23 protein-coding genes and 1 tRNA gene are annotated in these 24,148 nt (G+C 59.5%); 20 read left to right on the forward strand and 4 right to left on the reverse strand.

All coding sequences use genetic code 11. The annotated features are described in order from the left end of the window. Positions 1–44: 44 nt before the first annotated feature. Positions 45–120 (reverse strand) — tRNA-Arg (locus DCC24_RS04125). Between the two features lie 94 nt (positions 121–214). On the opposite strand from DCC24_RS04125, the gene argS reads away from it, so the two are divergent. The 19 genes from argS (at position 215) to DCC24_RS04220 (ending at position 20,672) form a co-directional block, all read left to right on the forward strand. Further along, positions 215–1,885: an arginine--tRNA ligase gene (gene argS / locus DCC24_RS04130; RefSeq protein ID WP_110098654.1), complete on the forward strand. Its 1,671-nt coding sequence runs from the start codon at positions 215–217 to the stop codon at positions 1,883–1,885. 30 nt (positions 1,886–1,915) lie between these two features. After that, positions 1,916–3,340: a diaminopimelate decarboxylase gene (gene lysA / locus DCC24_RS04135; RefSeq protein WP_110098655.1), complete on the forward strand. Its 1,425-nt coding sequence runs from the start codon at positions 1,916–1,918 to the stop codon at positions 3,338–3,340. Between the two features lie 75 nt (positions 3,341–3,415). After that, a complete protein-coding gene (locus DCC24_RS04140) occupies positions 3,416–4,747 on the forward strand; it encodes a homoserine dehydrogenase (protein ID WP_110098656.1) in 1,332 nt (443 codons plus the stop codon). Positions 4,748–4,751: 4 nt separating this feature from the next. Continuing rightward, the gene (thrB, locus tag DCC24_RS04145; protein WP_110098657.1) at positions 4,752–5,720 is read left to right on the forward strand and encodes a homoserine kinase; all 969 of its coding nucleotides are present in this window, start codon (positions 4,752–4,754) and stop codon (positions 5,718–5,720) included. 367 nt (positions 5,721–6,087) lie between these two features. Then, positions 6,088–8,061: a transcription termination factor Rho gene (gene rho, locus DCC24_RS04150; protein ID WP_110098658.1), complete on the forward strand. Its 1,974-nt coding sequence runs from the start codon at positions 6,088–6,090 to the stop codon at positions 8,059–8,061. Positions 8,062–8,187: 126 nt separating this feature from the next. After that, positions 8,188–9,270, forward strand: a complete 1,083-nt coding sequence (gene prfA, locus DCC24_RS04155) for a peptide chain release factor 1 (RefSeq protein WP_110098659.1) — start codon at positions 8,188–8,190, stop codon at positions 9,268–9,270. An 11-nt stretch (positions 9,271–9,281) separates the two neighbouring features. Beyond that, the gene (gene prmC, locus DCC24_RS04160) at positions 9,282–10,259 is read left to right on the forward strand and encodes a peptide chain release factor N(5)-glutamine methyltransferase (protein WP_110098660.1); all 978 of its coding nucleotides are present in this window, start codon (positions 9,282–9,284) and stop codon (positions 10,257–10,259) included. 15 nt (positions 10,260–10,274) lie between these two features. Further along, complete coding sequence (locus tag DCC24_RS04165; RefSeq protein ID WP_110098661.1) at positions 10,275–10,961, forward strand: L-threonylcarbamoyladenylate synthase; 687 nt, start codon at positions 10,275–10,277, stop codon at positions 10,959–10,961. A gap of 14 nt (positions 10,962–10,975) precedes the next feature. After that, positions 10,976–12,160 (forward strand): MraY family glycosyltransferase, encoded by a 1,185-nt coding sequence (locus DCC24_RS04170; protein ID WP_110098662.1) that lies wholly within the window; start codon positions 10,976–10,978, stop codon positions 12,158–12,160. After that, positions 12,132–12,563, forward strand: a complete 432-nt coding sequence (locus DCC24_RS04175; protein ID WP_110098663.1) for a hypothetical protein — start codon at positions 12,132–12,134, stop codon at positions 12,561–12,563. Before DCC24_RS04170 ends, DCC24_RS04175 begins: the two co-directional genes overlap by 29 nt. 444 nt (positions 12,564–13,007) lie before the next feature. Next, complete coding sequence (gene atpB, locus DCC24_RS04180) at positions 13,008–13,820, forward strand: F0F1 ATP synthase subunit A (protein WP_110098664.1); 813 nt, start codon at positions 13,008–13,010, stop codon at positions 13,818–13,820. A 184-nt stretch (positions 13,821–14,004) separates the two neighbouring features. After that, on the forward strand, positions 14,005–14,220 hold the full coding sequence (locus DCC24_RS04185) for a F0F1 ATP synthase subunit C (protein ID WP_110098665.1): 216 nt from the start codon (positions 14,005–14,007) through the stop codon (positions 14,218–14,220). A gap of 76 nt (positions 14,221–14,296) precedes the next feature. After that, a complete protein-coding gene (locus tag DCC24_RS04190) occupies positions 14,297–14,872 on the forward strand; it encodes a F0F1 ATP synthase subunit B (RefSeq protein WP_110098666.1) in 576 nt (191 codons plus the stop codon). Continuing rightward, positions 14,872–15,684: a F0F1 ATP synthase subunit delta gene (locus DCC24_RS04195; RefSeq protein WP_110098667.1), complete on the forward strand. Its 813-nt coding sequence runs from the start codon at positions 14,872–14,874 to the stop codon at positions 15,682–15,684. The genes DCC24_RS04190 and DCC24_RS04195 overlap by 1 nt, the downstream gene beginning before the upstream one ends. A 78-nt stretch (positions 15,685–15,762) precedes the next feature. Further along, positions 15,763–17,400 carry a F0F1 ATP synthase subunit alpha gene (gene atpA / locus DCC24_RS04200; protein ID WP_110098668.1) on the forward strand — a complete coding sequence of 546 codons (1,638 nt, stop codon included), beginning with the start codon at positions 15,763–15,765 and terminating at the stop codon, positions 17,398–17,400. 62 nt (positions 17,401–17,462) lie between these two features. Further along, positions 17,463–18,353, forward strand: coding sequence for a F0F1 ATP synthase subunit gamma (locus DCC24_RS04205; protein ID WP_110098669.1), 891 nt, complete (start codon positions 17,463–17,465; stop codon positions 18,351–18,353). Between the two features lie 48 nt (positions 18,354–18,401). Next, complete coding sequence (atpD, locus tag DCC24_RS04210) at positions 18,402–19,856, forward strand: F0F1 ATP synthase subunit beta (protein ID WP_110098670.1); 1,455 nt, start codon at positions 18,402–18,404, stop codon at positions 19,854–19,856. Between the two features lie 3 nt (positions 19,857–19,859). Then, on the forward strand, positions 19,860–20,147 hold the full coding sequence (locus DCC24_RS04215) for a F0F1 ATP synthase subunit epsilon (protein ID WP_110098671.1): 288 nt from the start codon (positions 19,860–19,862) through the stop codon (positions 20,145–20,147). A 39-nt stretch (positions 20,148–20,186) separates the two neighbouring features. Beyond that, a complete protein-coding gene (locus tag DCC24_RS04220; protein WP_110098672.1) occupies positions 20,187–20,672 on the forward strand; it encodes a DUF2550 family protein in 486 nt (161 codons plus the stop codon). A 45-nt stretch (positions 20,673–20,717) separates the two neighbouring features. On the opposite strand, the gene DCC24_RS04225 is transcribed toward DCC24_RS04220, so the two are convergent. Next, complete coding sequence (locus tag DCC24_RS04225; protein ID WP_110098673.1) at positions 20,718–21,695, reverse strand: hypothetical protein; 978 nt, start codon at positions 21,693–21,695, stop codon at positions 20,718–20,720. Continuing rightward, positions 21,673–22,368, reverse strand: a complete 696-nt coding sequence (gene nucS, locus DCC24_RS04230) for an endonuclease NucS (protein WP_110098674.1) — start codon at positions 22,366–22,368, stop codon at positions 21,673–21,675. Before nucS ends, DCC24_RS04225 begins: the two co-directional genes overlap by 23 nt. A 92-nt stretch (positions 22,369–22,460) precedes the next feature. Between nucS and DCC24_RS04235 the strand changes: the two genes are divergently transcribed. Continuing rightward, complete coding sequence (locus tag DCC24_RS04235) at positions 22,461–22,808, forward strand: hypothetical protein (RefSeq protein WP_110098694.1); 348 nt, start codon at positions 22,461–22,463, stop codon at positions 22,806–22,808. Here the strand turns inward: DCC24_RS04235 and DCC24_RS04240 are convergent. Beyond that, complete coding sequence (locus DCC24_RS04240; protein ID WP_233491974.1) at positions 22,805–24,037, reverse strand: AI-2E family transporter; 1,233 nt, start codon at positions 24,035–24,037, stop codon at positions 22,805–22,807. The two genes, DCC24_RS04235 and DCC24_RS04240, sit on opposite strands and share 4 nt — an antisense overlap. Between the last annotated feature and the right edge of the window lie 111 nt (positions 24,038–24,148).

Genomic DNA, 24,148 nt, shown 5'->3' on the forward strand with positions numbered 1-24,148 from the left:
AAAAATGCCTACATCCCCGATTCCAGATATCGGGATGTAGGCGGTGGTACCCCCGATAGGATTCGAACCTACGACCTTCTGCTCCGGAGGCAGACGCTCTATCCCCTGAGCTACGGAGGCGGGGCCAGATGATAGGGGCCATCGCCAGTGATCATCGGACGTGAATACTGTACCCTATTCTGACTCAGATCTCGAAACCACTACACTATGAGGGGTGACCCCAGAAGAACTCTCAGCAACCCTTTCGTCCGTATTGCACCAAGCCATTGCGGCCGGTGAGATCGATCTTGATCCGCAGCTGATTCCGCAGCCGGTGAAAGTTGAACGCCCCCGTCACCGTGAACACGGAGACTGGGCATCGAACCTGGCGATGCAATTAGGAAAAAAGGCCGGGATGGCTCCCCGGGAGCTGGCCGAAATCCTGCGCACACGCTTGCAGGAGGAGTCGGGAATTTCCGCTGTAGAGGTCGCCGGGCCTGGGTTTCTGAACATTGTGGTGGAGGCAGCCGCGGCCGGACAGCTGGCGCACAGTATTGTCCAAGCCGGTGCTGAGTTTGGTCGTAACGACTCCTTGGCAGGCCAGGTCATTAACCTCGAGTTTGTCTCGGCTAACCCCACCGGTCCGTTGCATATCGGTCACACCCGCTGGGCGGCGTTAGGGGATGCCATCTCGCGACTGCTACGGGCCAGCGGCGCTGAGGTGACCAACGAGTATTACATCAACGACGCCGGCAACCAGATGAATAGGTTCGCGGACTCGGTCTATGCCCGGATCCACGACCAGCCGGTGCCTGACGGTGGTTACCCCGGTGCATATGTCACCGACATTGCCCGCCACATTGTGGCCGAGGCACCCGAGTTGGCAGAACAAGACCACGACGAGGTGTTACCGGAGCTACGTCGCCGGGCCTATCGGTTGCAGTTACAGGACATTCAAGACACCCTAGAGTCCTTCGGGGTCCACTTCGACGTCTGGTTCTCCGAACAGTCTCTGCACGATGCTGGCGCCATCGACTCGGCAGTCCAGCACCTGCGGGACCAGAACGAAGTTGATGACCACCAGGGCGCGGTCTGGTTACGCACCACCGACTTCGGCGACGATAAAGACCGCGTGCTGATTCGCGCCAACGGCGAGCCCACCTACTTTGCAGCCGATGCCGCCTATTATCTGTCGAAGAAAAAGCGCGGATTCGAACAGAAAATCTATTTGCTCGGGGCCGACCACCACGGTTATGTCTCGCGACTGAAGGCCATTGCCGCTTGCGCTGGAGACAACCCACGGCACCATATTGAAATCTTGATTGGCCAGCTGATCTCGGTCAACGGGGCGAAGCTGTCCAAACGCGCCGGCAACATCATCGAACTCAAGGACCTGGTGGAGTGGCTGGGACGTGATGCATTGCGCTACGACCTGGCACGGTATCCAGCCGATTCGCCGATCACTATTGATCCAGACCTGTTGCGTTCGCGCACCAACGACAACCCGGTCTTCTACGTCCAATACGCACACGCCCGGTCTCGTTCGGCGGCCCGGACCGCTGAAGCTCACGGCATCACTCGTGATGCGCTACCCTTTGATGCCGGTACCCTGACCGACCCGACCGAAACCGCACTGTTGGCTCAGCTCGGTGAGTTCCCCGCGGTTGTTGGACACGCTGCGGCGTTACGCCAGCCTCACCGGGTGGCACGGTACCTGGAGAATCTTGCCGGTGCCTATCACTCCTGGTATGGGGCGTGCCGGATCGTGCCGGCTCCAGATGAAGACGGGTCCGTCCCGGCAGTACAACCGGTCAATATTGCCCGGTTGTGGCTCAATGATGCCACCAGCCAGGTCTTGGCCAACGGCCTGGACCTGCTGGGCGTGTCGGCTCCAGAGAAAATGTAACCACCGATCACCGCGCGAAAGAGAACCCCGATGACTGAATCACCGTTGGCACCGTCTTGGTTGAGTTACCCCAGCGATACGTCGTATCTCAATCCCGTGATGTATTCGAACGGTACCACCCGTCAGGTTTCCGGGGAGGTCACCATCGGCACCGTGCCGGTCTCCGAGCTGGCCGCCACGTACGGTACTCCGTTGTTGGTGGTTGATGAGGATGATTTTCGCGCTAGGGCCCGAGGTTTCGTTGAAGGATTTAATCGCGCCTTCGACTCCTTGTGTGGCGGGGTAGATGTCTACTACGCCTCCAAGTCTTTGCTCACCGTCCAGGTCGCCCGCTGGGTGGCCGAGGAAGGCTTAAATATGGATGTGGCCTCTGGCGGTGAGCTTGCGATCGCGCTACGGGCCGGGTTTGATCCGGCCAAGATCGGCCTGCACGGCAATAACAAATCCGATCAGGAACTCACCCGGGCCTTGCAAACCGGGGTGGGGCGGATCGTGGTGGATTCCTTATCCGAGATACGCCGCTTGGCCGCGCTCGCCGAATCAGCCGGTGTGAGCGCACCGGTCATGTTGCGTTTGACCACCGGGGTTCATGCCTCAACCCACAGCTATATCGCCACCGCTCACGAGGACCAAAAATTTGGTCTGAGTATGATTCCGGCTCCGGGAGAGGAACGCTCCGTGGCCGAACAAGCGGTGCTGGCCGTGGCGGAACATCCCCACTTGAGGTACTTGGGGTTGCACTCACACATCGGATCACAAATTTTTGAAGCCGATGGTTTTACCGCCGCTGCCGACAGGATGCTGAACTTTATTGCAGCCCTGCAAACCCAGCACGGGATCACCACCGCCGAGCTGGACCTCGGAGGTGGCTACGGCATTGCCTACACCGAAGCTGATCGTCCCCGAGCCCCTGAAGATATCGCCGACTCACTGGCTGAAGGGATCCGCGCTACGCTCCAGTCACTCACCATTGACTGTCCTCGGATCTCGATCGAACCCGGTCGTGCGATCTCCGGCCCGGCCGGCTCCACCCTCTACCGGGTGGGTACCACCAAAACCGTGTGGGTTGATGACCCCACCGGGGCCGACCAGCCCGTGCCACGTCGTTACGTCGCTGTTGACGGCGGCATGTCCGATAACCCGCGTCCGGTGCTGTATGACGCCGACTACTCGGCCACCCTGGCCTCCCGGGTCTCCCAGGCCGATCCGGTACTGACCCGAATAGTTGGCAAACACTGCGAATCGGGCGATATTGTAGTGCGAGACACCTACCAGCCTGAGGACCTCGACGATCAGGACCTGGTACTCGTGCCGGCTACCGGCGCGTACTGTCACGTGATGAGTTCCAACTACAACGCATTACTGCGCCCTGCGGTGGTGGCCATCTCCGGAGGATCGGCCCGTCTGATTATTCGTCGAGAAACTGACCAGGACCTCTTCGCCCGCGAAGTCTAAGCCCCATGACGTTGTCTTGGGTCCCAGCCCAAGACAACACAAATTGTCGACAACTACGAACGAGCTCGGAGGAATATGACCGGCAAGCCCGCTGTACAAGAACTCAAAGTCGCTTTGTTAGGTGGCGGCACCGTCGGGTCACAGGTAGCCCGCATTTTGGTAGAAGACTCTGAGCTGATGACCGAACGGGTAGGTGTGTCGCTACGGTTGACCGGCGTGGCGGTGCGCAACCCCGAAGCCGAACGCGACTACCAGCTACCAGCCGAGTGCTACACCACCGATGCCAAGTCCCTGGTACGTGATGCCGACATCGTCATTGAACTCATGGGTGGCATCGCCCCGGCTCGCGACCTTATCCTCACGGCATTCGACTCCGGTGCCTCGGTAGTCACCGGTAACAAAGCATTATTGGCTACCCACGGGCACGAGCTCTATCAAGCAGCCGCCGATGCCGGAGTACAGCTGTCTTTTGAAGCCTCAGTGGCTGGGGCCATCCCCATTTTGCGTCCGGTGCGTGACTCGTTATCTGGCGACCGTATCACCCGCATCATGGGAATCGTCAACGGCACCACGAACTACATCATGGACCAGATGGATAGTACCGGTGCGAACTTCTACGACGCCTTGGCCGAGGCGCAACGGCTCGGTTATGCCGAAGCAGACCCCACCGCAGACGTGGGTGGCGCCGACGCCGCAGCTAAAGCCGCGGTCCTGGCTCACCTGGCTTTTAGTACCCCGTTCACCCTGGAACAGGTCTACTGCCAGGGAATGACCAACATTACTGACCGCGATCACCAGATGGCCGCGGAAGCCGGTTATGTGATCAAGATGTTGGCGATTATCGAACTGGTGCAGACCGCCGATGACCAAGAACCCGGTGTGGTCTTGCGGGTTCACCCCACCTTGCTGCCACGTGTGCACCCGCTGGCCACGGTGCGCGGGGCCTACAACGCAGTATTCGTGGAAGCAGAGAACGCTGGCGAGCTGATGTTCTACGGACCCGGTGCCGGGGGAGCCCCCACTGCCTCGGCCGTGATGGGCGATACGGTCTCTATTGCCCGTCGCATTCTGCGCGGTGGACCCGGCCGACCACACACCACCACGGGGCGTCTGAAAGCACTCGGCGTGGGCGATTCCATCACCCGCTACATGGTGGTGTTGCGGACCGCGGATGTTCCCGGTGTGCTGTCTCAAGTCGCTGGCGTCTTTGCCGAGCGTGGGTTGTCCATTAAATCCATGAACCAGTCCCCAGATGAGGAGGCTGCCGCCGTGGGCAAACAGCGTGCCTTACTGCGGTTCATCACTCACCAGGCCCGGGAATCCGATCTGTCGCAGACGGTCAGTGCCGTTGAAGAACTCGACGTTGTTGACGCTGTCTTGGCCACGATGCGGGTGGAAGGTGACTAGTCCCATGGGTAGCGCAACTCCTGCTACGCAACGTCCCCCGGACCGGGTACCGGCCGGTATCACCGTTAGGGTTTCGGTCCCTGCCACCTCGGCGAATCTCGGCCCCGGTTTCGATGCCGCCGGTCTGGCGGTACAACTGTTCGACGAAGTTGAGATCATCTCGACTGAGGCCGGGTACTGCGTGGAGATCACCGGCTATGGCCAGGACTACTTGCCCACCGATTCTCGGCACTTGATAATCTCTACCATCCGTGAGTTGCTGGCCTCGATCGGCTGGACAGTACCCGGGTTGAAGGTTCGGGCGATCAATCGCATCCCGCATTCTCGTGGGCTCGGCTCGTCAGCAGCCGCTCACGTGGCGGCTGTTCTCGGGGCGCAGGGGCTTCTGCCCCGACACGCCCAGCGCACCCACGACGAGCTGTTGCAGTGGGCCGCGGAGCTAGAAGGCCACCCTGACAACGTGGCTCCGGCCCTGTTTGGTGGGTTGACCCTGTCCTGGTCAACCCATGCCCAGTTCCATACCGCTCGGTTCGAACCGGCCCCAGAATTGACTCCCGTGGTGGCCATTCCGGACAAACCGGTGGCCACTGCCACGGCTCGCGAACTTCTTCCTGAGGCCGTGCCTCACGCTGAAGCTGCTGCAAATGCTGCCAGCGCCGCGCTGTTAGCTCCAGCGATCACGACCGACCCCAGTCTGCTCTATGTCGCCACACGCGATTACCTGCACCAGGAATATCGATTCGCGGCAATGCCACATACCCTTAACGTGGTCCGTGTGATGCGCGCCCACGGCTTCGCTGCGGTCGTATCTGGTGCCGGTCCGACCGTGATGGTGTTGACTGCCTGCCCGGAGGAAGCCCGACGAGCTTACGCGGCGCTGGAAGAGACGGTAGCGCCCCAGCGTCGACACTGGGATCTCCACATTCTGGCAGTAAATCTCGAAGGTGCTAAACTGGAGATAGTCCGCCCGTGATGGGTTGCCGTGACACGACAGTCTGTGTCGACGGATTGCGTAGCCCATGACACAATACGGTTCGCGGATTTCTCCTCAACCGAGGGCTCTTTGTTCAGTGCATGAAAACGGCCGAACGAGTCATGTCATGGTCACTGTGCAATACCACTGCGATGGCATTCGCCGTGGCGACTGTCCTGCGTGCGGAGCACGTGCACAGAATGGCTACGACGCGGTCGCTAGACAAGAGTCCTGGCTGTCGGTGTAATCCAGAATTGAAGATGTCTGGGCACCGAGCATATTGAGGCGCTAAAGGCTCATAGACCAACGCAAAAAAGATGCGGACGAACACACAGTTCCCGCCTGACGAGGGAGAAGGATTACCTTCGTGACCGAAACCATCGATACCCAATCCCAGCAAGACTCCAACACTGCTGGGAACGCTAACGGTTTAGCTTCTCTGAAATTGGCCCAACTCCAGGCTCTCGCTTCCCAATTAGGCATCACGGGCGGCTCCCGGATGCGCAAGGCCGCTCTGGTCGAAGCGATCTCTGAGCACCAACGTGGGGGAGTGGCTGCTCCGAGCACTCAGCCACGTTCCAAGGACGACCAGACCGAACAGTCCGGCGACCAGACGCAGGAATCACCGGAGAATGGCTCGTCCGAGGGCGCCGAGGGGCCCGCACAGCATGAGGACTCGGAGCACGCGGAGAACAAAGACTCACAACGCCGGCCGAGACGCTCACGGTCCCGGCGCGCTGACGCAACAGCGGGTGACCCTACCCACGGTGACACCTCTTCCGAGGAGCCCTCGACAGATCAGTCCGATGCGTCGGAGCAGTCCGACGAGTCTGACCAGTCAGGCCGGCGCGAGCGCACACACCGTCGCGGGAACAATCGCGATGACGACGAGAAGCGTCAGGACCGCAAAGACGGCGACGACCGCGATTCCTCCGAGGACGACGGCGAAGACCGGGACCGGAAGAAGGGCCAGCGTCACCAGCGTGAGGACCGGGACCAGAGCTCGGACCAGGATGACAACAACGGTGATGATTCTCAGAACAATCGCCAACGTCGTTCTCGGAACCGGGACCGCAATAACCGCAATAAGCGCAAGAGCAACAATGATCGTCGCCAGCAAAACCGCGATGAGCAGCAAGACGTGCGTGACGATGAGGTCTTGCTTCCCATTGCCGGTATCTTGGACGTTCTCGACAACTACGCCTTCGTCAGGACCTCGGGATATTTGCCGGGCCCGAAGGACATCTATGTCTCGCTGTCGTTTGTGAAGAAATACGGCTTGCGCAAAGGTGACGCTGTACGCGGTGCGATTCGCCAGCCCGGCCAGGATAACGACCAGCAGCACCACGGCGGTGGTCGTGGCGGACGGGGTAAGCACAAGAACCGTCAGAAGTTCAATGCACTGGTCAGGATCGACTACGTGAATGGTCAGCCCGCCGTGGAGAACCCGGAGCGCGTTGAGTTCAACAAGCTCGTTCCGCTGTACCCGAACGAGCGGTTGCGGCTGGAGACCGATCCGAAGAAGATCGGCCCGCGTATCGTAGACCTGGTAGCTCCGATCGGTAAGGGCCAGCGCGGTTTGATTGTGTCTCCGCCCAAGGCCGGCAAGACTGTGATGCTGCAATCGATTGCCAACGCCATTAAGGAAAACAATCCCGATGTGAAGCTGATGATGGTGCTGGTGGATGAACGTCCCGAAGAAGTTACCGACATGGAACGCTCGATTGATGGCGAAGTCATCGCCTCGACCTTCGATCGTCCTGCCGACGACCACACCACCGTCGCTGAATTAGCGATCGAACGGGCCAAGCGCATGGTGGAGCTGGGCAAAGACGTGGTGGTGCTGTTGGACTCGATGACTCGTCTGGGTCGCGCCTACAACCTGGCCACCCCGGCATCCGGACGCATCCTGTCCGGTGGTGTGGACTCAGCTGCGCTTTACCCGCCGAAGAAGTTCTTCGGGGCTGCCCGCAATATTGAAAACGGTGGTTCGCTGACCATTTTGGCCACTGCCCTGGTAGAAACCGGCTCGCGGATGGACGAAGTGATCTTCGAAGAATTCAAGGGCACCGGCAATATGGAACTGCGTCTCTCGCGCGAGCTGTCTGAGCGCCGGATCTTCCCGGCTGTGGATGTCAGTGCTTCGGGTACTCGCCGCGAAGAGAACCTCCTCTCGCCGGAAGAGATCAAGATTATGTGGAAGCTACGCCGCGTGCTGTCTGGTTTGGAAACCCAGCAGGCGCTCGAGTTGCTCACCAATAAGATCAAAGAAACAGGGTCCAACGCAGAGTTCCTCATGTTGGTCTCTAAGACTACTCTGGGCGGCAAGTCCGACTCTTAGCGATTTTTTCAAGCCACCGCCCGCACAGCGCAGTGAACCGACTGACCTTTTCGGTTGTGTGCTGTCGGCGGTGGCTTGAGTGTGTCCCTGCCCGTCCACAGTCATCTGTTCAACAGAAAGTTCATCATGTTTGAATCCGTGCAGCACCTGCTGGAAGAACACCAAGAGGTCACCGAGGCCCTGGCAGACCCGGATGTGCACTCCGACCCTGGGAAATCCCGGAAGCTGGGCCGGCGATATGCCGAACTTAACGGAATTGTGGGCGCTTATCGCACCTGGTCGACGTTGCAAGACGATCTCTGCGATGCTCAAGAACTGGCAGCGGAGGACGAAGACTTTGCCGCTGAGGTCCCGATCTTACAAGAGCAGGTCGATACCGCGGCCGAACGTCTGCGCCGACTGCTGATCCCGCGTGACCCCGATGACGCCCGTGACGTGATTTTGGAGATTAAAGGCGGTGAAGGCGGTGAAGAAGCCGCACTGTTTGCGGCTGACCTGACCCGTATGTACATCAAGTACGCCGAACATAAGGGGTGGAAAACCGAGATCATCTCCGCGACCGAATCGGATCTCGGCGGGTATAAAGACGTTCACCTGGGGGTACGCGGTAACTCCAACGATCCAGCCGAAGGCGTCTTTGCACACCTGAAGTTTGAAGGCGGAGTCCACCGTGTGCAACGTGTGCCGGTCACCGAATCCCAGGGCCGGATTCACACCTCCGCTGCCGGTGTGCTGGTGTTCCCCGAGGTTGATGAGCCCGAAGAGATTGAGATCAACCAGAACGATCTGAAGATCGATGTGTATCGTTCCTCCGGTCCGGGTGGTCAGTCTGTGAATACCACAGATTCGGCCGTACGTATCACCCACCTGCCCACCGGCATCGTGGTCTCGATGCAAAACGAGAAGTCTCAAATCCAAAACCGTGAAGCTGCCATGCGCGTGTTGCGCTCCCGGCTGCTGGCCTACCAGCAAGAAGAACTGGCTGCGGCAGAAGCCGAGACCCGGGCTTCCCAGGTGCGAACTATGGACCGCTCGGAGCGGATTCGGACCTACAACTTCCCCGAGAACCGCATCGCCGATCACCGGACCGGTTATAAAGCCAATAACCTCGACAAGGTCCTCGAAGGTGATCTGGGGCCCGTCGTGCAGTCCTGCATCGATATGGATGAGGCCGAGCGACTTGAAGCGCTGGGCGAGCACGAAGGCTAGGATCCTGGTACATGTCGGACCAGCAGCATGACGGCTTTACGTTGCGTGAGACCCTGCACCACACACAGGCGTGCTTAGCTCAAGCTGGTATCGACCAAGCGGTAGCCGAAGCACGCTTGTTGCTCGCGCACGTCTTAGGGCTTGAACTCTCAGACGTAGCCAAGGCCAGCTTGCTGGGAGATCGGATCACCGGCGAGCAGTACCAACGACTCACGAGCTTGGTCGATCGCAGGATCCAGCGTGTGCCCCTGCAACACCTCACCGGGGCTCAGAGCTTTTACGGAGTCAGCCTGCGGGTGGGGCCGGGTGTATTTATCCCGCGTCCGGAAACCGAGGCGCTGGTGGAGCTGGCCCAGCAACTGCTGACCACACGCGACGGGGATTTAACCGTGCTGGATTTGTGTAGCGGATCGGGCGCGATCGCGGTGGCCCTGGAACATCACTGGAACCAACAGACTCCGCAGCACAGGGAGCATTCGACGCACAAGCTGCAGGTGATCGCCGTGGAAAAGGACCCGGTGGCTGTTCGGTATTTGCAGACCAACACCCACGCCACGAACATCACCACCGTGTGCGCTGATGCCACGGATGTCAACGCCCTGCTCATCGCGCACCCCGGGCTTCGCGAATGGATCGGCCACGTCGATCTGGTGGTAGCTAACCCGCCATATGTGCCCGAAGCCCACGCGGTCGTCCAGCCCGAAGCCGCAGCCGATCCACCGATCGCCCTCTACGGGGGCAACGCCGATGGCACTGCCATTCCGCTGGCCGTGGCCACAACAGCAGCTCAGTTTCTGGCCCCCGGCGGTTGGTTGGTGATGGAACACGACGCATCACACGCAGACCGCCTCCGGCAGTTGGCCTCCGAGCAAGGGATGTGGCAGACGGTAACAACCCTGTCCGACTACAACGACCGCCCCCGATTCCTCAAAGCCCACCGGGTCGATTCCAAGACTCACCCGTGCAGCGACCGGGGGCGACAGAAATAATGCGAGAATAGCAACGTGAGTACTCGATACGACGCCCAAGATCCGGCACAACGCTCAGCAGGCATTGCCGATGCGGTGGAGGCCATCAGAGACCGCCAATGCATCGTGCTACCGACCGATACCGTCTACGGCATTGGAGCTGACGCATTCTCGGCTCAAGCGGTCGCGGTCCTGCTCGCTGCCAAGGGACGATCGCGGGCCACCCCGCCCCCGGTGCTCATGGCACATCCCCGCGTATTGGATGCATTGGCTGATGACATTCCGAACCAGGCTCGTGCGCTGGCCGATGCTTTCTGGCCCGGAGCACTCACCCTGATACTGAACGCTCAACCCTCGCTAACCTGGGATCTGGGCGAAACCCACGGTACCGTGGGACTGCGCGTTCCGGACGACGAGCTAGCTCGCGATATTTTAGAACAAACCGGCCCGATGGCCGTGTCATCAGCTAATCGCCATGGCCAGCCCGCCGCCACCTCAGCGATTATGGCCCAAGAAGCGCTCGGGGAATCCGTTGCGGTCTACCTCGATGGGGGAGATCGCCAAACCCAAGCGCCCTCGACCATTGTGGACTGCACCATGAGCCCCCTGCGCCTGATCCGGGCTGGCGCCATTAGCATTGACACGTTGCGTGAGGTGGTGGAGGACCTCCTCGATGTGGGTGAGAGCGCACCTGATGCCCCTGACGATACAACGCAAGGCTAATGCGCTGAGAATCCATGAAGGTCTATTTACTGCTACTTCTCGTCACGGCGGCGCTCAGCTTCGTGTTGACCCCACTCGTCCGGCTGATCGGCATTAAAGTCCGGGCGTACACTCCCGCGCGGAAACGTGATATGCACCGCGATCCCATTCCGAAACTCGGCGGTGTCGCCATGGCTGTGGCGGTGATCATTACGCTAGGTGTAGCTGGAACTATCCCTTTCCTCGATGCCATCTTCGCCGATCCGGCCCCCGTGCGCGGTGTGTTACTGGCGATTCTTGTGATTGTGATGTTTGGTGTCGCTGACGACCTGTGGGACCTGCACTGGTCGCTGAAACTGCTCGGTCAAATCCTGGCCGGGCTGTCCCTGGGACTGAACAGCATCAAAGTTGAGGCCATGCCGGTGGGCTGGATTCACGTCGAGAGCGAAGGCCTGCAAATCGCCCTCACTGTCTTCGCGGTGGTCCTGACCGTTAACGCCTTCAACTTCGTCGATGGTCTCGACGGCTTGGCGGCCGGGGTCGCGCTGATTGGTGGCTCCGTTTTTTTCATCTATAGCTACGTACTGACTCGCACGATCAACGCCTATGACTATTCCAACCTCGCCACCTTGTTGATGGCCGTCTTGTTAGGTGCCTGTGTTGGGTTCCTTCCCTTTAATTTCAATCCCGCCCGCATCTTCATGGGAGAGGTCGGCGCCCAACTCATCGGATTGCTGATGGCTGCCGCCGCGGTGGCCGTCACCGCCGATGTGGGAGCGCTGGAAGGCTTTCGGTTCCGCAACGTACCTGCCTACATGCCTATCATGTTGCCACTGGCCGTACTGGTGCTACCGTTGCTCGATCTGCTCATGGCCGTGGTACGTCGCACCGCCCGACGCAGTAGTCCTTTCTCCGCAGACCGCGGCCATATCCACCACAAGCTGGTCGATGGTGGTTACACCCATCGCCAAGCCGTGCTGTTGCTGTATTTGTGGACCTTCGTGGTCGCCTACGGCACGGTGTCTCTGACCTTTTTCGAGCCCTGGATCGTTATGCTGATTACTAGCCTGGCTCTGGCGGTCACGATGTGGTTGACATTTCGGCCCTGGATCTTGCGCCGCGCCTACTATCGTCGGTTGAATCAAATACGACAAGCCCACCGAGCCCAACACCAACGGGAGCAACACCACGATGCAACAGACCACCGTCCGTCGACGTAACCGCTTGGTCAATCGCCACGGTTGGTGGGGAATCTTCTTTCATGCCAGCTGGGTCACGTTGCTCGCTGTCCTCGGAGCCGGGGTGCTGTTTGGCGGTCTGGATGGCATCTACGGGTGGTGGTCGGCCATCCTGGCCGGGCTGATTGTCTGGGTGCTGTCTGCCGTGAGCGTCGTGGTGATTGCGGTGGTGTGGCAAAATCATCGCGATCTGGCCATTCCTCTGGCCATGGGTGCCTTCGTCGTCAAGATCATTGTCTGCGCGATCCTGCTCAGCGTGGTGCCGACTCCCGATTGGTTGGTGGCCACGCCCGCGGCCTTGACGGCCCTGGGCGCCATCCTGGTCTGGCAAATTACCGAAGTGCTGGTCTTTACGCGCACCCGAGAGCAGATCTACCACGACTGACGCGCCAGCTTTGACGAGCTCGGCTCACTGGGTCTGGCCCACCGGTTTCTGCTGACATCATGGCGCTCGGTGGCCTGCCTGCCGCGCACCATCAGGTATGAGATGAACCACATGCAGTGGGTGAGGGCCATCGCATGAGTGATGCCACGTCAGCACCGCCCGGCGCCGAGGTGCCTCCAGTCCTTTTGGGCGAGACCATGGGGGAGAAGTAGAACACTCGACCGTGGTCCCGGAAGTGATGACCAAGGCCGAACCGTTGAGCGGGGGTTGCTAAGTCGGGAAAAATCTGGGTTGATTCCCCGACCAGGTGTCCGTAACCCCACTCTCATTTGATAGGCTGTTCTACGGACTGCAACGGGGTAGCCGTTGCGATGACTGTGTCAGCGTCACCACACCGTCTTCATCACACCTTGGCTTGTGGTGATCTATGAGGAGAGGATTCGCGTGCTTCCACTCGTGCTTGCTACTTCCACTGTCGGAAGTGAATTTGTGCCTCCCACGATTGAGGATACGCACCTCCCGGAAATTATTCCGTGGATGGCCGAATACGGGACCGGCTTCGGCAAGCAGATGCTGATGATTCTCCTCTCGATTGTGCTGATCTGGGCCTTCTTCGGTCTGGCCATGCGCAAGCCCACCATTGTTCCGGGCAAGGCACAGTTCCTGGCCGAATCCGGTTATTCCTTCGTTCGCAACGGTATCGCGCGCGACATTATTGGCGAGAAGCACTTTAAGTCCTGGGTGCCGTTCCTTTTTGCGATCTTCTTCTTTGTTCTCTTCAATAACCTCTTTGGAGCGATCCCCTTCCTGCAGTTACCCAGCTTCTCTCACGCGGGTGCTGCCTATGCCTTGGCGTTGATCGTCTACGTCACCTGGATTGCGACCGGTGTGCGTCGCCACGGCCTCCCATACTTCAAGCTGGCTGTCGTCCCGGCCGGAGTTCCCGGCTGGATTCTTCCGGCCCTGGTCCCGCTGGAGATCATCTCCAACTTCATTGTCCGTCCGCTGACTCACTCGCTACGTCTGATGGCCGTGATGCTGTCGGGTCACATGATTGTGATGCTGGCCGGTTCCGGTGCTGAATATCTCATCACCGAAACTGGAAACCTCGCCCTGCAGGCTACCGGCGTGCTGGTCATCGTCGGTTCGGTGGCTCTGTACTTCCTAGAATTGCTGATGATGGTCTTGCAGGCATTCGTCTTTACCTTGCTGACCGCGATTTACGTCCAAGGTGCCATCGACGCGAACGAACACTAGCTTGCGGTATACCGTATGCACAGTGTACGGCGTGCCGAAAGGAAAATAACCCCATAGGTTTATCGTCCATCCGGGCGATCAGGTGAGAGAAACACCTTTCAAAAACTTCCTGGTACCGGTCAATCATCGGAGCCTGCCGGGAACCCTCACAACCTGCCGACAAAGGCATCTTGAAAGGAACACAATGGAACTGCATGGTTCATTGAACATGATTGGCTACGGTCTGGCCGCTATCGGCTCCGCCATTGGTGTGGGTCTGATCTTCGCCGCTTACATCAACGGCGTTGCCCGCCAGCCCGAATCTCAGCGTATCCTGCAGCCGATCGCGCTGCTGGGCTTCGCTCTGGCTGAAGCCCTTGCGATTCTGGCACTGGTCTTCGCCTTCGTGATCGGCGCGTAGCCGTCAAACCATCCCGACCGGTCGCGAGTCAACCGGTCACTAATGTCAAGAACGTACACCAAAGGATGGTTTTCACATGAACGGTATGAATGTGATCATCGCGGCGGCTGAAGGTGCAAACCCGCTAATTCCCAACTGGTGGGAAGTCATCGTCACCTCAGCCGGCTTCTTGGTGCTGATGTTCGTCGTCGTCAAGTTCATCGCTCCGGCGCTGGAGTCCTCCTACACTAAGCGAGTTGATGAAATTGAAGGCGGTCTGGAACGGGCCGAGAAAGCTCAAGCTGAAGCCAACGCCATGATGGCTGACTATCAGCAGCAGCTCCAGGATGCTCGGGCCGAAGCACATCAGATCCGGGAAGACGCCCGTGAAGAAGCAGCACAGATTGTTTCGGAATCCCGCACCCGTGCCAGCGAAGAGGCAGCACGGATTAACGAACAAGCATCAGTACAGATTGCTGCCGAGCGTCAACAGGCTGTGACGTCGTTGCGCGCCGAGGTCGGTACTCTGGCAACCAGCCTGGCCTCCAAGATTGTCGGCGAGGCCCTGGACGATGATGCACGCTCGCAGCGGGTTGTCGACAGGTTCCTGGAGGACCTGGAGAACAACGAAGCTGCCCAAGGATCGACCACGAGTGCAGGTGCAACTGAGTGATGTCTCTAGCATCGAGTGATTCATTGGCCAATATCAGTCCCGAGCTAGAGAGTTTTCTCACCAGCAACGGACTGGACACCGCCCGCGAGCTGTTTGCCGCGCTTCGGGTGATTGATCAGCAGGGAGCGCTGCGGCGTAGCCTGGCTGACCCTACCGCAGAATCCACCAAACGACAGGGCCTCGTGGAGCGTATCTTCAGCGATCACGTCGGCGCGAACGCGTTAGGTGTGCTGCGATTGCTGGTCGGACAGCGCTGGTCGAAAGAACGCGAACTCGGCGATGCAATCGAGACCGCAGCGGCACAAGCCTCGGCTACCTCCGCCGAAGGCGAGGGCCTTGCCGGACTGCAACAGCTCACCGAACAGCTGTTGGGTTTCGACCAGCTGATTCAAGAATCCCACGAGGTGCAGTGGGCTTTGTCGGATCAGCAGGCACCAGCCAGTGCACGTGGCGATCTTGCCGTGAAACTGGTGGGTGTCAACGCCCGGGAAGAGACCAAAGCCTTGGTCCGCCAAGCGGTAGAAGCTCCTCGCGGTGCCAAGCCAGCTGCGGTGGTTCGTCACTTCGCTAACGTAGTGGCAACCCGGCAACGTCGATGGATCGCCGATGTCACGGTGGCAAAACCACTACAGCAGTCTCAGCAGGATCGTCTCGCGCGGGGTCTGTCCGCAGCCTTTGGCCGCGAGCTGACTCTCAACGTTGAGGTTGATCCACAGCTGGTCGGTGGTATTCGTGTTCAGGTTGGCGATGAGGTCGTGGACTCCTCGATCTCGGCGCGACTGAACGATCTCAAGACAAAAATGGCCGGCTGAGACCGGCACTCGACAAGATTGACAACCTGAGGTTGCCGCTAGCAGAGCAACCAGAGATGAAGAGAGCAGGGACTGCAGATGGCCGACTTGACCATCAACGCTGATGACGTCCGCAATGCCCTCAGCGAGTTCGCTGAGTCGTATGAACCTTCCGACACCGAGCGTGTTGAAGTCGGCTACGTCATTTCAGCTGCTGACGGAATTGCCCGCGTGGAGGGCTTGCCCTCCGCGATGGCCAACGAGCTACTACGTTTTGAAAACGGTGTGATGGGCCTGGCCCAGAACCTGGACCCCCGCGAAATCGGTGCGGTGGTGCTGGGTGAATTCCAGGGCATTGAAGAAGGTATGGAAGTACGTCGGACCGGCGAGGTGCTCTCGGTTCCCGTCGGCGACAACTTCCTCGGTCGTGTGGTGGACCCGCTGGGTAACGCGATCGATAACCTCGGTGAGATCACCGCGGAGACCACTCGTCCGCTGGAAGCTCAGGCTCCCGGTGTGACCGAGCGTAAATCGGTGGAAGAGCCCCTTCAGACCGGTATGAAAGCTATTGACGCGATGATCCCGATTGGCCGTGGCCAGCGTCAGCTGATCATTGGCGACCGTCAGACCGGTAAGACCGCGATTGCCGTGGACACCATCCTGAACCAGAAGGCCAACTGGGAGTCTGGTGACCCCACCAAACAGGTCCGTTGCATCTACGTAGCCGTGGGCCAGAAGGCCTCCACCATTGCCTCGGTTCGCCAGACCCTTGAAGAGCACGGCGCACTGGAATACACCACGATCGTGGCCTCCCCGGCATCCGACCCGGCAGGTATTAAGTACCTGGCCCCATACGCCGGTTCCGCTATTGGTCAGCACTGGATGTACAACGGCAAGCACGTGCTGATTATCTTTGATGACCTCACCAAGCAGGCCGATGCTTACCGTGCGGTCTCGTTGCTGTTGCGTCGTCCTCCGGGACGTGAAGCATACCCCGGTGACGTGTTCTACTTGCACTCCCGGTTGCTGGAACGTTGTGCCAAGGTCTCCGATGAACTTGGTGGCGGGTCCATGACCGGCCTGCCGATTGTGGAAACCAAAGCGAACGACGTTTCCGCGTTCATTCCGACCAACGTCATCTCCATTACCGACGGCCAGATCTTCTTGCAGTCTGATCTGTTCAACGCTAACCAGCGTCCTGCTGTTGATGTGGGTATCTCGGTGTCGCGCGTGGGTGGTTCCGCTCAGACCAAGGCACTGAAGAAGGTCTCGGGTACTTTGAAACTGGACTTGGCTCAGTATCGCGACATGGAAGCTTTTTCGATGTTCGCTTCCGACCTGGACCCGGCAACCCGTCGTCAGCTGGCCCGTGGTGCCCGCCTGATGGAGTTGCTCAAGCAGCCGCAGTACACTCCCTACCCGGTGGAAGACCAGGTTGTTTCGATCTGGGCCGGCTCGCAGGGCCACTTGGACGAGGTGCCGGTCGAGGACGTGTCGCGCTTTGAGCGTGAGTTCATCGATCACATGCGTCGCCAGACCTCAGTTCCCGCACAGATCGCCGAAACTGGCAAGCTGTCCGACGAGATTCTGGATACGCTGCAGACCGAGGTGGAGAGCTTCAAAAAGAACTTCCTGGCTCAGGGCAACGACTCCCAGGTGCAGCCGGGCCACGAGGAACACGAGGCCATGGCCGATGAGAGCATCTCGCAGGAAAAGATCGTCAAGCAGAAGCGCTGAACAGCTAGCTAGTCACCTGGTCTAATCCAGACCCTCTTGCTAGTTAGCCAGAAAGGACAAGCATGTCAGCATCTGACATTCGGGTGTATCGCCAAAAGATCGCCTCGACAGGTTCCATGCGCAAAATCTTCAACGCGATGGAGCTGATCGCTACCTCGCGTATTGGTAAAGCGCGTGAGCGCGTGGCTGCTTCGACTCCGTACGCTAATGCCATTACTCGTGCGGTATCTGCGGTGAGCTCTCAGCAGGACATCGATCACGTGCTGACCTCCGAGGTGGAAAATCCCACCCGGTCGGCAGTACTGATCATGGCCGCTGACCGCGGTATGGCCGGTGCTTATTCGGCCAACGTACTACGGCACGCCGAGGAACTGCTAGAGCGGTTGAAGTCCGAGAACAAAGAAGCCGATCTTTACCTGATCGGCCGAAAGGCTCAGGCCTACTTCGATTTCCGTCGTCGCGAATACAAAAAGCTCTGGACCGGTAACACCGACAACCCAGAATTTTCCACCGCCAAAGAGGTGGGCGAAACTCTCGTTGATGCCTTCCTGACCGATACCGATCAAGGTGGTGTCGACGAGATCCACGTCGTGTTCACCGAGTTCAGGTCGCTGGTCTCCCAGGTCCCGACGGTCGTGCGGTTGTTGCCGCTGGAAGTTGTGGAAGAAGAGGTCACCGAAGAAACTGAGCTGTTGCCACTGTACGAGTACGAGCCCGATCCTGAGCAGGTGTTGGACGCGTTGTTGCCCAAGTACATCGAGTCTCGTATTTTTTCGGCCATGCTCCAGGCTTCGGCTTCCGAGCTGGCGTCGCGTCAGCGGGCTATGAAGTCGGCTGGAGACAACGCCACGGATTTGATCCGCGAGTACACGTTGGAAATGAACAATGCACGCCAGGCTTCCATTACTCAGGAACTCACCGAGCTGATCGCCGGTGCAGACGCTCTGGGCTAAGTTCGAACCCGAAAAACCTAAACTCCATCCACCAGTGAAGTGAGAGAAATGACTGCCACCATTAATGACACTGCAACAGGCCAGCAGGCCGGCGCGGTGGGGCGCGTTGCTCGAGTAACCGGTCCGGTGATCGATGCTGAATTCCCAGCTGACGCTATGCCGGAGATCTACAACGCCCTCACCGCCGAGATTACGATTGACGGCAAGACCCAAACTGTGACCTTCGAAGTTGCCCAGCACCTAGGTGAGAACCTGGTGCGCGCTATTTCGATGCAGTCTACCGACGGTCTGGTTCGTGGCGCCGAGGTGAAGGACACCGGGGCTGCGATCTCGGTTCCGGTTGGCGACGTCGTGAAGGGACATATCTTTAACGTGCTCGGCGAGTCGCTGGATGTGCCGACCTCCGAACTTCAGGTAACCGAGCGCTGGCCGATCCACCGCCAAGCTCCGCCGATTGCAGACCTTGAGGGTTCGACCGAAATGCTGGAAACCGGCATTAAGGTCATTGACCTGCTGACCCCCTATATCAAGGGTGGAAAGATTGGTCTGTTCGGCGGTGCCGGTGTGGGTAAGACCGTGCTGATCCAGGAAATGATTACCCGTGTGGCGCGCAACTTCGGTGGTACCTCGGTGTTCGCCGGTGTCGGTGAGCGGACACGTGAGGGTAACGATCTCTGGGTTGAAATGGACGAGGCCGACGTGCTCAAAGATACCGCTCTGGTCTTCGGCCAGATGGATGAGCCACCGGGAACCCGTCTGCGCGTGGCCTTGACCGGTCTGACGATGGCAGAGTACTTCCGCGATGTGCAGAAGCAGGACGTGCTGTTGTTCATCGACAACATCTTCCGTTTCTCCCAGGCTGGTTCCGAGGTCTCCACGTTGCTGGGTCGTATGCCCTCTGCGGTGGGTTACCAGCCGAACCTGGCAGATGAAATGGGTGTGCTACAGGAGCGGATTACCTCCACCCGCGGTCACTCCATTACCTCGATGCAGGCGGTCTACGTTCCCGCAGACGACTACACCGACCCGGCTCCCGCTAACGTGTTCGCCCACCTGGATGCGACCACCAACTTGACCCGTGATCTGGCCTCCCGTGGTCTGTACCCGGCGGTGGACCCGCTGGCCTCGACCTCACGTATTCTGGACCCGCAGTATGTCGGTCAGGATCACTACGAGGTTGCCAACCGCGTGAAGCAGATTCTGCAGAAGAACAAGGAACTGCAAGACATCATCGCGATTCTAGGTATCGACGAGTTGTCTGAAGAAGATCGCGTCACCGTGATGCGTGCGCGGAAGATCGAGCAGTTCCTGTCGCAGAACACCTACACGGCGAAGCAGTTCACCGGTGTTGACGGTTCCACCGTGGCCATCAAGGACACCATCGAAGGCTTCAAGGCGATCTGCGATGGCGACCTGGACCACATCGCTGAACAGGCCTTCTATAACGTCGGTGGCTTGGACGATGTGGAACGTGAGTGGGCCAAGATTCAGAAGGAAAACTAATCCATGGCTGACGAGAATATTCTCAACGTCGAAATCGTCGCTGAGGACCACCAGGTGTGGTCGGGGCAGGCACGGTCTGTCTCGGCTCGCACCATTGACGGTGAGGTCGGGATCCTTCCCGGCCACACCCCGATGCTGGCGGTGCTGGGTGATGGTGAAGTCGTTGTGGAGACCGCCGACGGGTCTGCAGTGGTGGCAGAGGCATCCGGGGGATTCTTCTCTGTTCACGAAAATCGCGTCACCTTGGCTGCCACGCAGGCGCGCCTGCACGAGTCACAACCGAGTGCCTAACTCCACAACGCAGAAGAACATTCAGCTCAGTGAGGTGCCTTGGCCGATAGCGTAGGGACGATCGTGCTGGTGCTGGCCTGGGTTTTCGTCCTGGTGATGGCAATCAGCCTGGTGTTATTAGGGATCATCGCCTGGCGGCGACGAACCCTGCTGAAAACACCCGGTACCTTCCCGGCCAAGGCGCTCACTGCCGTTGGGGGCGAGAAGCTGGCGACGGCCCGAGGCGTGGTGGTCTCGTACCATGAGTCCAGCGTGGAAGTACTGGCGGTGTGGTCCATCTCGCCCCTACCGTATTTTTCGGTGGCTCGCCACGTCTTGGAACTACACCGTGACACCAGTGACCACCGCACCGGTTCAGATGTTGGCCTGGAACTACTGGACCTGGACTCTGGAGCCCGGATAACGCTGGCGCTCTCGGCTGATCACTGCGCTGAGCTGACGACCTGGCACGAATCCGGGCCAGCTGTTGGAATCGGTCACTGGCGTGAGGCCCCCGAGCGCGTCCAGCGTCGCAGGTATTTCTAAACATACCTTGTCCATCCCCAGCCTGTGGCCGGCGTTGGGCACGCTTTAGAGCCGACACGCGGCAGCGGTCAGCTCTGCGTCCGGAATCCCTCCGGCCCGTCTGAGGCGTTGAAGCTGTTCGGGAACATCGCAGGCTCCCGAGGCCAACGTGTTGTGTCCGGCGACGGTCGCAAGATTGCGGTGGGGATCGCGGGAAAGCATAATCGGCCCCATATGATAGCCCGTTGTTTCCGCGCGGGTGTGACCACCAGCGGGAAAGGTTGCCGCTGAGGCATCTGAAACCAAGGTGATGGCATCAGCAAACAGTTCAAAGCACCATTGCACGGCGCGTGGATGAACGTGATGGGTATCGGCGATGAGTTCCACGATGGCCTCCCCGCCGGTCGCAAGCCGATAGATAGCCGGCAGAAGACCGGGGTCGCGATGGTGGAACCTCGGCATCGCGTTGAACAGGTGCGTGATACGCACCGGTGCGTGCAGCTTGTCTGTGATCCGCTCACAAGCGGCCACAAACTCCCGCTCCGAACAGGCCGTGTGCCCAAGACTCGGCGAAATTCCCATGGCCAGCAGACGGTCGATCACTTCTTGGGCGCCGGGAAGCTCGGGAGCAATTGTCATGTTGGTCACCGGCCGGTGAGCACGCTGCTGAATCACCTCGAGCTGATTCAGCAGTTCGCGGGCCTCGGGCTGGTCACCGGCCAATAGCAACGCCGGCGGATGCGCTCCGGCTGCTGCAGGGCTGAGAAAAGGTCCTTCGAGATGAAGACCGGCTAGCTGTTGACGGTCGACCAGGGGGGCGAGCTGGACTACCCGGCGGAGCAGTGCCTGCGGGGCCATGGTGGGTAATGTTGCGATGATATGCCGGGTTCCGCGGTCGTTCAGGTGTTGGATGCAGTCCAGAACGCGCTCGAGCGGAGAGGTCGCAAAATCCACGCCCGCAAAGCCGTGAATATGGCCGTCAGCCACTCCGTGCTGAGCTGATTCGTGTTGAGAGGTGGCGTTAGAAAAGGCGGGATTCGGCATCGTCGACGCCTCGCATTGCGTCGTAGTCGAGAGTGACACAGCGGAAGCCACGGTCTTCGGCCAGCACCCGAGCCTGCGGTTTGATCAGTTGGGCAGCAAAGACGCCTTCGACCGGGGCCAAGAGTGGGTCACGGTTGAGTAGCTCCACATACCGGGTAAGTTGTTCCACACCGTCTATATCTCCCCGGCGTTTCAGCTCCACGGCCACGGTGGTTCCGTGGGGGGATTTCGCGACAATATCGATCGGTCCAATGGCTGTCATATACTCGCGCCGGACCAGTGTGTGTCCCGGGCCTAAGGTGTCGATCTGTTCGGCCAGCAGGCGTTGCAAATCGGCCTCGACCCCGTCTTTTTCCAAGCCCGGGTCGTGGCCTAATTCGTAGGTGTGGTCATCGAGGACCTCGTAGAGGTGGATCAGGAGCCGGTCGTCGGACTTAGTTGACTGCACTGTCCAGATCTGTTGGATGCCTTCTTCTCGCTGCGTGTCGTTGACCGGGGTCGGGCGGAGTGTTGCTGGCGGAGACATCCAATTGAGCGGTTTATAGCTTCCCCCGTCGGAATGGACGAGGACGGAGCCGTCGGCTTTGAGCATCAGCACACGTTTAGCCCGGGGCAGATAGGCACGGAGCCGACCCTGGTAGATCACGGAGCATTCGGCAATTACTAAGCGCACGCAGGCCAGTGTACCGCGGGGCCACCGCCTGCACGAGTCGGCAGAGCTGGCGGCGCTGGGCGCGCACGGGTGAATATGACACAATGGGCACCGTGCCCCGCAGAAACCGCCCGCGCCAGTCTCAGCGCCACAAGTCTGGCCGGGGTGCCAAGCGTACCAAGCAACACGGGCATCGCCCAGAGTGGGGAATGAAAGGGCTGGACCCGAATTATCGGCTGGAACACAGTGCCAGCGGGGACTGGCATGTGCGCGAGATTCCGTCGTGGCGGGCCGTGAAGACTTATACCTGCCCGGGATGTCTCCGCCAGATTCCGACCGGTCAAGCCCACGTGGTGGCCTGGCGGGCGGATTGGATTATGGGCGATGAACAGGCCGGGGAATACCGTCGGCACTGGCACCGAGCGTGTTGGACAAATCGTCGCCAGGATCTCGGACTTTAGTGCGCATCTTGCCGAGGGATGAGCACCTCTTTGATCAGCGTCATGATCGCTGCGGCAATCGGAATGGCCATCAGCGCGCCCAGCACGCCCAGCAATGAGCCTCCGGCGATCACGGCAATCACCGCAACCGAGGACGGGATGGAAACCGCCCGTCGCATCACTCTCGGTGAGACCAGGTAGGCCTCGACCTGTAGATAGATGAAGTAGATGATGGCGAAGATCAAAGCTGATTGCCAGCCGGTCAGCAACGCCAGCAGAGTAATCACGGTGCCACCGATCACCGCCCCGACCAGAGGGATGAACGCCATGAACCCGGCGAAGGTGGCCAACAAGGCCGAAAAGGGAAGCCCGGCAATGCTCACCGCGGTGAAGGCGACAATACCGTTCAAGGTGGCCACAACCGTTTGACCGATCACGTAATTGCCGACGGACCGGGTGATTTTTTCCGATAGTTCCTCGGTACGACGACGCCGGCTGTAGGGGACCAAGCGGTGGGCCCAGAACTTAATCGAGGGCAGGGAAACCAAAAAATACAGCGTGAGAACGATCACAATCAGCACCGAGAAACCCGTGTTGATGATCGCGGTACCGACCCCGAAGAGGCCACCGGCGAGTCGAGTGACATTATCGGTGTTACTGACAAAACGATTCAGTTCGGTGAACGCGGTACTCCTCAGATCAAATTGGTCATCCAATCGTTGGAAGATGTCCGATTCTAAGAAGTCGGTGACCAGCTGAGGGATCTGCTGGATGAAATCAGCAGTTTGGGTGACCACGGTGGGGATCAGAATCCACATCAGCAGGGCAAAGACCGCCAAAAGTAACACCACCGCGATCAACACACCCACCGAGCGGGGTGCGCCCCAGTGGACGATCTTGCGCACCACCGGGTCCAGGCCCAGGGTGATGAACAATGCGGCCAGAATCCACACCACCAGTTGCCAGTTATTGGACAGGACCCAGTACAGCGCTAAGGCGATGCCGACCCCGATGGTCACCATGAAACCGGTCTGGATGGGACGGGCGCTATAGGTGGGTAAGGCCTCGGTCTCGGTCTCGGTGGGAGTAGAGCCTGACTCCGGTTGCGATGTAGCGGGAGGATCATCCACCGTAAATCGTGGTCGGGGTGGCCGTGACGGCAATCGATCGCGCACGGATCGAACGCCGGATTTCAGGCGGCCGAGCAGCCCGGGGCGCTGGGAGGATGAGGCGGACTCTTCGGGATTCACGGTTCATACGGTACGCTACGGCAACGGCTGTGCACAGTACCTTACCGGTGTCCGATGCCGACGTGTTGGGTAAGCAGGTGCGTTCGCTAGGGATGGATCCACGCTAAACTA

The organism is Auritidibacter sp. NML100628 (assembly GCF_003185985.1).
GTDB classification, from domain to species: Bacteria; Actinomycetota; Actinomycetes; order Actinomycetales; family Micrococcaceae; genus Auritidibacter; species Auritidibacter ignavus.

What these genes read in the sequence shown, in the direction of transcription:
- atpA (WP_110098668.1), top strand. Translation starts at nt 15,763, where the DNA reads ATGGCCGACTTGACCATCAACGCTGATGACGTCCGCAATGCCCTCAGC.
- DCC24_RS04190 (WP_110098666.1), top strand. Translation starts at nt 14,297, where the DNA reads ATGAACGGTATGAATGTGATCATCGCGGCGGCTGAAGGTGCAAACCCG.
- DCC24_RS04185 (WP_110098665.1), top strand. Translation starts at nt 14,005, where the DNA reads ATGGAACTGCATGGTTCATTGAACATGATTGGCTACGGTCTGGCCGCT.
- DCC24_RS04205 (WP_110098669.1), top strand. Translation starts at nt 17,463, where the DNA reads ATGTCAGCATCTGACATTCGGGTGTATCGCCAAAAGATCGCCTCGACA.
- lysA (WP_110098655.1), top strand. Translation starts at nt 1,916, where the DNA reads ATGACTGAATCACCGTTGGCACCGTCTTGGTTGAGTTACCCCAGCGAT.
- DCC24_RS04170 (WP_110098662.1), top strand. Translation starts at nt 10,976, where the DNA reads ATGAAGGTCTATTTACTGCTACTTCTCGTCACGGCGGCGCTCAGCTTC.
- thrB (WP_110098657.1), top strand. Translation starts at nt 4,752, where the DNA reads ATGGGTAGCGCAACTCCTGCTACGCAACGTCCCCCGGACCGGGTACCG.
- DCC24_RS04140 (WP_110098656.1), top strand. Translation starts at nt 3,416, where the DNA reads ATGACCGGCAAGCCCGCTGTACAAGAACTCAAAGTCGCTTTGTTAGGT.
- DCC24_RS04195 (WP_110098667.1), top strand. Translation starts at nt 14,872, where the DNA reads ATGTCTCTAGCATCGAGTGATTCATTGGCCAATATCAGTCCCGAGCTA.
- atpD (WP_110098670.1), top strand. Translation starts at nt 18,402, where the DNA reads ATGACTGCCACCATTAATGACACTGCAACAGGCCAGCAGGCCGGCGCG.
- prmC (WP_110098660.1), top strand. Translation starts at nt 9,282, where the DNA reads ATGTCGGACCAGCAGCATGACGGCTTTACGTTGCGTGAGACCCTGCAC.
- DCC24_RS04175 (WP_110098663.1), top strand. Translation starts at nt 12,132, where the DNA reads ATGCAACAGACCACCGTCCGTCGACGTAACCGCTTGGTCAATCGCCAC.
- DCC24_RS04215 (WP_110098671.1), top strand. Translation starts at nt 19,860, where the DNA reads ATGGCTGACGAGAATATTCTCAACGTCGAAATCGTCGCTGAGGACCAC.
- prfA (WP_110098659.1), top strand. Translation starts at nt 8,188, where the DNA reads ATGTTTGAATCCGTGCAGCACCTGCTGGAAGAACACCAAGAGGTCACC.
- DCC24_RS04225 (WP_110098673.1), bottom strand. Translation starts at nt 21,695, where the DNA reads ATGCCGAATCCCGCCTTTTCTAACGCCACCTCTCAACACGAATCAGCT.